Below are 316 nucleotides of genomic sequence, written 5' to 3'. Positions count from 1 at the left end.
GTAAGTCATTTTCCCCCAGGAACAAGCAAGTGGAACAAGATTGAACATCGATTGTTTTCTTATATCAGCATGAATTGGCGAGGAAAACCCCTGGTCAGTCATGAGACAATTGTCAATTTAATTGCGGCAACGACCACCAGAAAGGGCTTAAAGGTAAAAGCGGAGCTTGATTCTGGTCTTTACCCGAAAGGTATCAAGGTAACAGACAAAGAACTCGAAACTATACATATTTTACGTGAAGATTTTCATGGCGAATGGAATTACTCGATCCTTCCCACTGAAGATTAATTGGCCATGTTATTAATTTACAGATCCT

Annotated in this window: 1 protein-coding gene; it reads left to right on the top strand. The window is 39.9% G+C overall.

Annotation, left to right across the window (positions count from 1 at the left end):
* On the top strand, nt 1-288 hold a 288-nt coding region (locus tag ACYQ8U_RS23340), incomplete at its 5' end, for an ISAzo13-like element transposase-related protein (RefSeq protein ID WP_459947944.1).
* Nucleotides 289-316: the final 28 nt, after the last annotated feature.

Source organism: Desulfocastanea catecholica (genome assembly GCF_054657295.1).
Note: the sequence above shows the minus strand (reverse complement) of the source record. Positions and strands in the feature narration are given on the sequence as shown.